The organism is Robertmurraya sp. DFI.2.37 (genome assembly GCF_029211245.1).
Taxonomy (GTDB): domain Bacteria; phylum Bacillota; class Bacilli; order Bacillales; family Cytobacillaceae; genus Robertmurraya; species Robertmurraya methanolica_A.
The window spans coordinates 1-8,614 of record NZ_JARGEJ010000097.1; the positions used below are offsets into that span (position 1 = coordinate 1).

At 35.1% G+C, this 8,614-nt stretch carries 11 protein-coding genes and 1 pseudogene; 10 read left to right on the plus strand and 2 right to left on the minus strand.

What is annotated here, in order from left to right:
• The first annotated feature begins 387 nt into the window (after positions 1–387).
• From PZE06_RS24830 to PZE06_RS29705, 5 genes and pseudogenes are all read left to right on the plus strand, one after another.
• A pseudogene (locus PZE06_RS24830) lies at positions 388–1,268 on the plus strand (alpha/beta fold hydrolase).
• Between the two features lie 42 nt (positions 1,269–1,310).
• Positions 1,311–2,093: a lipid II flippase Amj family protein gene (locus PZE06_RS24835; RefSeq protein ID WP_095310685.1), complete on the plus strand. Its 783-nt coding sequence runs from the start codon at positions 1,311–1,313 to the stop codon at positions 2,091–2,093.
• Positions 2,094–2,134: 41 nt separating this feature from the next.
• Positions 2,135–2,503 carry a hypothetical protein gene (locus PZE06_RS24840; RefSeq protein WP_150917584.1) on the plus strand — a complete coding sequence of 123 codons (369 nt, stop codon included), beginning with the start codon at positions 2,135–2,137 and terminating at the stop codon, positions 2,501–2,503.
• Between the two features lie 443 nt (positions 2,504–2,946).
• Complete coding sequence (locus PZE06_RS24845; RefSeq protein ID WP_306421338.1) at positions 2,947–3,690, plus strand: DUF3231 family protein; 744 nt, start codon at positions 2,947–2,949, stop codon at positions 3,688–3,690.
• A gap of 47 nt (positions 3,691–3,737) precedes the next feature.
• Positions 3,738–3,950, plus strand: a complete 213-nt coding sequence (locus PZE06_RS29705; protein WP_306421339.1) for a DUF3231 family protein — start codon at positions 3,738–3,740, stop codon at positions 3,948–3,950.
• Between the two features lie 90 nt (positions 3,951–4,040).
• Here the strand turns inward: PZE06_RS29705 and PZE06_RS24850 are convergent, their stop codons facing one another.
• Positions 4,041–4,520, minus strand: a complete 480-nt coding sequence (locus PZE06_RS24850; protein WP_225310829.1) for a GNAT family N-acetyltransferase — start codon at positions 4,518–4,520, stop codon at positions 4,041–4,043.
• Positions 4,521–4,761: 241 nt separating this feature from the next.
• Between PZE06_RS24850 and PZE06_RS24855 the strand changes: the two genes are divergently transcribed.
• From PZE06_RS24855 to PZE06_RS24875, 5 genes are all read left to right on the plus strand, one after another.
• Entirely contained in the window at positions 4,762–5,529 is a 768-nt protein-coding gene (locus PZE06_RS24855; protein WP_150917587.1) for a class I SAM-dependent methyltransferase, read from the plus strand.
• Positions 5,530–5,549: 20 nt separating this feature from the next.
• Positions 5,550–6,047 (plus strand): GNAT family N-acetyltransferase, encoded by a 498-nt coding sequence (locus PZE06_RS24860; protein ID WP_150917590.1) that lies wholly within the window; start codon positions 5,550–5,552, stop codon positions 6,045–6,047.
• A gap of 244 nt (positions 6,048–6,291) precedes the next feature.
• A complete protein-coding gene (locus PZE06_RS24865) occupies positions 6,292–6,675 on the plus strand; it encodes a GntR family transcriptional regulator (protein ID WP_150917593.1) in 384 nt (127 codons plus the stop codon).
• Entirely contained in the window at positions 6,668–7,546 is an 879-nt protein-coding gene (locus PZE06_RS24870) for an ABC transporter ATP-binding protein (RefSeq protein ID WP_150917596.1), read from the plus strand. The genes PZE06_RS24865 and PZE06_RS24870 overlap by 8 nt, the downstream gene beginning before the upstream one ends.
• Positions 7,530–8,189 carry an ABC-2 transporter permease gene (locus PZE06_RS24875; protein WP_150917599.1) on the plus strand — a complete coding sequence of 220 codons (660 nt, stop codon included), beginning with the start codon at positions 7,530–7,532 and terminating at the stop codon, positions 8,187–8,189. Before PZE06_RS24870 ends, PZE06_RS24875 begins: the two co-directional genes overlap by 17 nt.
• A 260-nt stretch (positions 8,190–8,449) precedes the next feature.
• On the opposite strand, the gene PZE06_RS24880 is transcribed toward PZE06_RS24875, so the two are convergent.
• A partial coding sequence (locus PZE06_RS24880; protein WP_275792080.1) for an ATP-binding protein occupies positions 8,450–8,614 on the minus strand: 165 nt, incomplete at its 5' end.

Genomic DNA, 8,614 nt, shown 5'->3' on the forward strand with positions numbered 1-8,614 from the left:
GTTTGCATGTGAAAAATGTGGGGGTGAAATGTATCCTGAGTATTATAAAGGGGTACATGGCATAGAGTACAAATTATCGGATATTCTCTAACCATGAAAAGGACCGGGCTATGCCCGGTTTTTCTTAGAAAATTGATTAGCCCTTTTAGTTTGTTTTTCCACTTAGCGCGAGCATCCTTTCGTTGGCGATAAGTGAAGTGGAGATGTTATCACAAGCGGTTTCTTGTCTGGTAAAGCTCGTCCAAGAAACATTCGAATCTCAATTGACTTTGAAGGCTACCTTGTGCTAATGCCAATAAATAATACGTAGTGTTGACCGATATAGTATTACAAGTGAAAAATAACCAATTTTTATCAGTAAGGAGCTATATAGGAGGGATGATCTTAGTGAACAGAAAAGTAGAGCTATTTGCAGTAGATGGGATGACGGTTGAATATTCGCTTATGGGGGAAGGTGACCCCATTTTAATTTTTCATGGTGGACATTCAAACTGTTTTGAGGAATTTGGTTATCAAGCATTGATAGAAAATGGCATCAGCTCATAACGCCTTCAAGAGCTGGATATGGCAGAACATCAAAGGAAATCGGAGAAAGCTTGACGATAGCATGTAAATATTATCGGAAGTTAGTGGAACACCTTCAGTTTAAGCAGGTTCATGTTATCGCAATTTCTGCTGGCGGGCCTACTGGAATACGTTTTGCTTCATTATATCCGGAAAAAGTTAAAAGTCTTACTTTAGAAAGTGCAGTTTCTAGAGAATGGCTGACGCCTAAAGATATGGAATATAAGGCAGCTCATATTATTTTTCGACCTGGAGTAGAGGTGTTTACTTGGAAAATGTTGAGTAAATTTAGTTCTTTATTTCCGAAAGTCATGTTCAATATGATGGCTTCGCAGTTTAGCACCTTGAAAAAACAAGAGCTGAATGAAAGAGTCGGAGAAGAAGATGTAATTGAGTTTCAAAAAATGAATGGTCGCCAACGGTCTGGTCAAGGCTTTCTCATCGATATGAATCAATCTAAGGAGCTGACAGAGGAAGATTTAAAGAGCATTGCGAGCCCAACTTTGATCATGCATAGTAAAAACGATGGGTTTATTTCACAGGAGCACCCTCAATATGCACTAGAAAAGATTACAGATTCAGAGTTGTATTTTGTCGATTCTTGGGGCCATCTAATTTGGATTGGCAAATTCTCGCTGGAAAGGGATGAAAAGTTAATTACTTTTCTTCAGTCGAATCCGATAGGAAAAATGGAAAAAATATGAAACATATAAAATGATTTCCCGTCTAATAGATGAGGTGATCGTATGCTGTTCAGTCTAATGGGACTGACCTTCGTTATTCATTTAATTGACACCCTAGCCTACTCTGTTCGTTTAAATTCAGTGAAAAGTGGGAAATATGCATTATCCTTATCACTATTTAACATATTTGTATTGGTGTCAAGGACGGCAAATATGTTTCAAGCTCCTTTAATCGGACTACTTATCGGCATGAGTATCGCTAATCAAATGGATCCTATTAAAGAGATTAGGTTCGTTTTAGCGTCTGCAACAATGGGCACTTTAGTAGGTGTTGGTCTGATCCCAACTTTTCTAAAGCTGTTTTCAAAAGCAGTGGATAGACTTGAGGTTAAAGGTTCAGTTCCTTCAATTGTCGTTGAAGCACTAAGTGTTTCAAATATAAAGCGGATAGTAAAAAATACAACGAGACCGAAGAAAAGAATGATTAACAGCTTGCGATATCGAGAAATTCCCAAGCGATTTTTACTTTTAAATACTTTCATTACAGCGGTTTATACGATAGGAGTTATTTCAGCCTATTATGCAGCCTTCTTTGTAGGAGAAGACTATCGTTTGTCTGCCTCTGCCTCATCCGGAATGATTAACGGTATCGCTACGATTCTGCTTACTTTACTAGTAGATCCACAGGCAGCGATTATTACCGATCAGGCATTGAGGAAAAAGCGTCCCTATGGGGATGTCAAAGCGCTTGTCGTTTTATTAATTGCTACAAAGTTTCTGGGAACCATTTTAGGACAAGTATTAATTTATCCCGCTGCAATGATTATAGCTAGTTTTTACCATTGAGCGGTCGCCACCACAAGTTTGCTGAAAGGAAGGATTGAATTATGGATGGTACAAGTTTGATGATGATGGCTTTTGTATGGGGGAGCTTGTTAGTATTTTTCCTAGTTCCCTTTGAAGGAAAGCGAAGAACATATTCAGATGTTAAAGAGAGTTTTGTCACTTGCTTAAAACAGAGTTTTGTTGAGATTACATTTCAGAAGAAAGCACTTTTAGCGTTTTTTTTGATAGCGATTACCGTCTTTGTTACTTCGTGGTCACAAAGCCAAGATCAGTTGTACAATGATTTACATGGAATAAGCGCTCAAACCCAATCTATTAACTATACTTTGGGAACTATTTTGTACGCAGCGTGTATATATTTATTCATAATAGCTAGAAGGGCGCTAAAACATTTTAGAAGCACTGATTAACAAAGTTAGAGTGAAAACGATACTTCAATCGAACGTCTTAGGACAATGCAGAGAAATTTTATTAGGAGCGATTGATGTTGGTTTTTGGCTCATCTCGTATGGAACTTTGCTTTCATACGAAATAAGCCAAAAATCGTTTTTATCATAGCCTTGGTAGAAAAAGTTAACTATACTTGCTTGCAAACGGGATTAAATGCAGTGTCATTAAGGCAATGAGCCCAATGTGGGGCCCTAACCCTCATAAAAAATAACGTGGATGGCATGGAAAGATTGGTGGAGGAATAAAGCTTTTAATGATGGAAAATGCGGTAAGTCGCCTTAAAGCATGTTGGAAATGAGCTGTAGTGAATCGTTTTATTTTCCCTCTAAAGTAATAATAGTATTAGTATAAAATTTTGTATGGCGAAACAAACTAAAATCAAAAACAATAAAAGGAGTTCGCCATGTCAGATAAGACGAGTATTTCCGAACCATTAACATCAGTGGAAATGGGTAAACTTTGGGCAACATATATGGGAAACAATATGGCGCAATACATATTAGCTTATTATATTCAACATGTAGAAGATCAGGATATAAAAAATCTATTGCAAGAAGCGTTAGGTTTAAGTGAGGATTTTGTAAAAACGATTACAGAGATTTTCACTCGGGATCATATACCAATACCAAATGGCTTTTCCGAGGAAGATGTGAATTTAAATGCTCCTCGTTTGTTTCAAGATGAATTTTATGTGCATTATTTAAAGTACACCTCGAAAGCGGGAATGAGTATTTATAATGTGGCAATCCCTCTTGTTTATAGAAAAGATGTTCAGGAATTCTTTAGGCATTGCATGGATTGTACCCTTGATTTAATAGAAAAGATAAAAACGATTTCCCTTGACAAGGGGTTTATTAAGAAGCCTCCGCTCATCCCGACGCCTGAGAAGGTTGAGTTTGTTCATGAGGACTTTTTAAATGGATACTTTGGGCATGTGAGACCGATGCATGCCTTGGAAATTACCCAACTTTATGATTTAATTGAAAGCAATGTAGCCAGTAAAGCACTAATCAGTGCGTTTTCTCAAGTAACAAAGGATGAAGAAATTCGCACTTTATTTGGAAGAGGAGAAAGGGTCACTACGCGAAATCTTGAAAATTACATGAAAAAATTGCATGAAGAAAATTTGCCTTCCTTACCATTTTAAATGATTTAGTAACATCTTCCACTTTTTCTCCTTTTTCAGATAAAATTATGCTGTACCATAAAATTGATATGTTTACGATAAAAATTAGAGCTTTTGGTAATGCTGTTGCTGTTAATGGAAGAAGAGATATTAGTGCGATGTATACAAAGGCCTTATTGAGAAATGCAGCCTTTTTACAGGATGCAACGAAATTAATGATTGAAAAGGGCTGGTTTGAGAAGCCGCCAAGTTTGGAAGAGAAGGATAGCTCTAGTGCATGATGTTATAATCCATGGCAATGTAGAAAGCTGAAAACAGCATGCCTTTCCCTTTTCTAAAAATAGGGAAAAGCATGCTGTTTTTTCAAAGGATTAGTAAGGCAGCTCTTCCAGTTTAATTGGGGTTACAGTTTTATTTTCCCAATCCTTTCTAATTATGGCATAGCATAAGGAATCTGAAACACTTCCATCACTGTTTTCCCAGGCATCACGTAAATATCCTTCCTTTACAAACCCGCACTTATATAGAGTTTTCCGCATAGCCAAATTATCGCTACGGGTATACGCTTCTATTCGAATCTTTCTATGTTGTAAATGGAAAATATAGTTCATCATCCAATGAATCGCTTTCGTTGCATATCCTTTACATCTATCCTTCTGTCCAATACGAATATCAAACGAAAGAATCGTATCATGGATGTCGTGAATAATGATGAGACCCGCTATCCTCCTGTTTTTTTCAATCCAAAAGGTTTCCCTGCCTGCTGAGTACCAGCCTTCAAGATATCTTGTATGAATATCTTGAATAGAAGGTCTGGGGGTTGGATGAAATGTCCAATGATTTTTTGTCATGAAGTTGACTAATTCATCTTACTCATTGTTAAATATTCTAAAGGTAAGTACATCCATTTTTATCAATCGCTCCTTTAAAATGATATAGTTTAGTAAATCTTAATATTCGAATATTCAGTAAAGTTATTATTAAATTATTATAGCATTTCGATCAGGTAATCGATTTCTAGATGGATGTCCATGGAGATATATTTTAAAAAAATTACAGACCAATTATATGAAAAAGGAGACTTGAAAAATATTGAATAATACAGAAGAGTACGATGACCCGATTCTATATGATAAGGAAAATGAATCTTATTTACCGGAGCTTCCATTTTTATTGAAATGGGCTTCTAAATCAACGGGTCCAATTATTGATTTGGCTTGTGGGACAGGAAGAATCACGCTTCCATTAGCGAAAAATGGTTATGAGCTAGTTGGAGTTGATATACATAAAGGAATGTTGGATGAAGCAAAAAGAAAATCTGCAAATCTTCGTTTACCTTTAAAATGGGTAGAGCAAGACTGTACAAAATTAGACCTAGGTTTAACGAGTACATTCATCTATTCTGTTGGGAATTCATTTCAACATTTCCTCACGAATGAGGAGCAAAATCATCTCCTTTCCTCCATAAATAAGCATCTAAAACATAAGGGCATTTTTATTTTTGGGACAAGGTTTCCAAGTGCCGAAGAATTGCTGCAGCCAAATACGGAAGCATATTGGCGAAGCTATATAGATGAGGAGACTTCCTATAAAGTTGATATGTACACAATCAGTAGCTATGATTCTCTCAATCAAGTTCAACATTATACGACCATTCGAAAATACTACGGTACAGATGGAAACATAATCGATGAAAAAAGAACGAATATTAGCTTAAGATATGTTTTTCCTAAGGAAATGGAGAGATTGCTCACCACTCATGGATTTGAAATTGTACACCTTTATTCGGATTGGAAAGAAACTCCGATCAGTCAGGATAGTGATGAAATGATTTATGTTTGCAGGAAAACTTTTGACTAGAGACAAGAGGGGAACAGGAAATGATTATTAGACAAATAACTCCAACAGATGCTGAAAGCTTTGTCCGTTTAATTCATCAAATCGAGCGTGAATCCCCGTTTATGCTGTTCGAAGCTGATGAACGAAACGCAAAGCCAGAAGATGTAAGAAAAAGAATTGATGCAATTGGCATAACCACTAATTCAACGATTTTTGTTGCCGAAGTGGAGCAAGAATTAGTCGGTTATTTAATGGCAGTTGGGGGAGAACCTAAGCGAAAGAAATACTGTGTATATATAGTCGTCGGGATTTTAGCGCAGCATCAGGGGAAAGGAATTGGGAAACGTTTGTTTGAAAGATTACAACAATGGGCAAAAGAGGAAAAAATTCGTCGCTTAGAATTAACCGTCATTACCCGCAATGAGCCAGTAGTTCGTTTGTACAAAAAAATGGGTTTTGATATTGAAGGAGTCAAAAGAGACTCATTGTATGTGAACGGAGAATTTGTTGATGAATACTATATGTCCATGCTTCTATAAAAACGAATGGAGGGTACAAGTAGTTTAATCTAAAACAATGAAAGGATGATAACCAATAAAAGCCAATGTTTTCTATGTTTGAGGAGACATTGGCTTTTTAGCTTGTTCAAGGCTTCCGATTCATGGAGGTCTTAATTTTGGTCAAAATTATAAACAAATTAATTTTCTCATAGTAAAAGTTGACATATGTGTTATTAGTGTATATAGTATCTATGTACACTAATAACGGCTTGAGGGGTAAAAAGTGGATATTATAATATCAAATTTTTCAGGTGAACCCATTTACTTACAAATCGTAAACCAATTAAAAGAGCTCATAATAAAGGGAATATTAGAGGAATCACAAAAGCTTCCGTCAATAAGAAATTTAGCGAAAGAGCTTCAAATTAGTGTTATCACAGCTCAGAGAGCCTATGACGAACTTGAAAGGGAAGGGTTTATCTATACAGTTGTTGGTAAAGGTTCTTATGTTGCTTCAATTAACAAAGAAATGTATCGAGAAACCAAAACAAAAATAGTAGAAGAAAAATTGAGTGAAGCTATCAAACATGCAAAGCAAGCAGGGCTTACTGAGAAAGAGCTAAAAGACATACTTAATCATTTAATTGAGGGTGATAAGGTTGAATAAAATTTTAGAAATTACAAACCTATGTAAAAACTACAAAGGCTTTTCCATAAAAAATGTGAATTTCTCTCTTGAGAGAGGTTATATTATGGGTTTCATCGGTCCTAATGGAGCCGGTAAAAGTACCATCATCAAACTAATTATGAATCTAATCAAGAGAGACAGTGGGAATATTAATATATTTGGGCTCGATAATAAGAAAAACGAAATTGCGATTAAGGAGAGAATTGGATTTGTATATGATGAAAATCATTTTTATGAAGATTTAACAGTTCAAGAAATGAAGAATATTATTCGTCCATTTTACAGTCAATGGGATGAAAATTTATTCAAAAGATATGTGAAAGACTTCAGATTGCCTTCAAAAAAACAAATCAAACATTTATCAAAAGGGATGAAAATGAAATTTTCCTTAGCGATTGCCCTTTCTCATAATGCTGAATTGTTGTTAATGGATGAGCCAACTTCTGGTTTGGACCCTCTCATTAGAAGTGAACTATTAGATGTTTTACAGTCATTAATGCAAGATGAAAACAAATCTGTTTTCTTTTCCACTCATATTACATCTGACTTAGATAAAATAGCGGATTATATTACTTTAGTTAACAATGGTGAGGTTATTTTAAGTAAAACGAAGGAAGAACTTTTAGAGGAATATTGTGTGGTAAAAGGCAGTAAAGATAAACTTGATTCTAACATAGCAAATCATTTTATTGGAATTAAGGAAAATCAATATGGTTTTGAAGCGCTATCACAAAATAAGGGTGAGGTACTTCAATACCTTGGAGATTCGGTTATCATTGAAAAACCAACATTAGAAGATATTATGGTCTTTTCCACAAGAAGGAGTGATCAACATGTATCATCTTATTAAAAAAGACGTGATCATGCAAAAAAGAGCAATCGGATTTTCCTTGCTATTTATTTTCTTTTTTACCTTCACTTTATCGGAAATTGGCCCTTCCGGGTTGGTAGTAAATATCTTAGCAGTAACATATATGTTGGCTCTAGGAGCAAGCGCGGTGGAAGACAAAAATAATAGTGATCTTATGTTAGTTAGTCTCCCGATCAAAAAAGATACTATTGTTTCTTCAAAATATATTTCCGTATATATTTTCGCTTTTTACGCAGTTTTTGTGAATTATTTAATTTATTTGATTGTGAATCAATTAAACCTACCTATAAAGGTTCTTCCTTTTACTTCTAGTGGATTATTCTTTTCCCTTGTTGCGGTAAGCTTATTTTGCTCTATTACTTTGCCGTTAATTTTTAAATATGGCTTTCTAAAATCGAGAGTGATAAGTTTTATTTTGTTTTTCGTATTTATAGCGGGAGGGTCAACTTTAGTTGATCATCTTAGTAAAAAAGAAGATTCGATTTTCATTCAAAGTATTTCAACTTTATTTCATTCATCATCAGACGCTCAAATAGCTCTGTTGTTATTTATTCCAGTTGTAATCATTCTTTTCATTTCGTATCTGATTTCACTTAACTTTTACAAACATCGAGAGTTTTAAAAGGGAGCTATGAAATAATTAGGAAAAGTGATGAGCCTGATGGCAATTATTAAAGAAAATGAACGATCGCAAGTGTAAGAAAATCTTTCTTTTAATTGGTTATAGTATACCAAAAAGAGGAGATTTTCTTCTTTTTTTAATTGGAACAACCCTTGCAGGAGAAGTGTATAATTCAATGAAACTCCCTTCATTTTGAGACAACTTCTATATTTAAAGGATATCCCTGTGACCGTCAAGTAGAATGAAACAATTTTTGCTCGTTATTTTGAAACACTTTGTTCCCCAAATATGGTAGAATGATGCTTCATACGATAACTATCTTCATTTAAATGAATGATTTCTACTCGGTGAAGAATCCTATCTAGAATTGCTGTTGTTATAGCTTGATCACCCAATAATTCTCCCCATTCTTTTGGTGCCTTATT

Bases quoted from the DNA above. Each gene is read 5' to 3' on its own strand.
- PZE06_RS24835 (WP_095310685.1), top strand. From the start codon at position 1,311: ATGCTGTTCAGTCTAATGGGACTGACCTTCGTTATTCATTTAATTGAC.
- PZE06_RS24840 (WP_150917584.1), top strand. From the start codon at position 2,135: ATGGATGGTACAAGTTTGATGATGATGGCTTTTGTATGGGGGAGCTTG.
- PZE06_RS24845 (WP_306421338.1), top strand. From the start codon at position 2,947: ATGTCAGATAAGACGAGTATTTCCGAACCATTAACATCAGTGGAAATG.
- PZE06_RS29705 (WP_306421339.1), top strand. From the start codon at position 3,738: ATGCTGTACCATAAAATTGATATGTTTACGATAAAAATTAGAGCTTTT.
- PZE06_RS24850 (WP_225310829.1), bottom strand. From the start codon at position 4,520: ATGACAAAAAATCATTGGACATTTCATCCAACCCCCAGACCTTCTATT.
- PZE06_RS24860 (WP_150917590.1), top strand. From the start codon at position 5,550: ATGATTATTAGACAAATAACTCCAACAGATGCTGAAAGCTTTGTCCGT.
- PZE06_RS24875 (WP_150917599.1), top strand. From the start codon at position 7,530: ATGTATCATCTTATTAAAAAAGACGTGATCATGCAAAAAAGAGCAATC.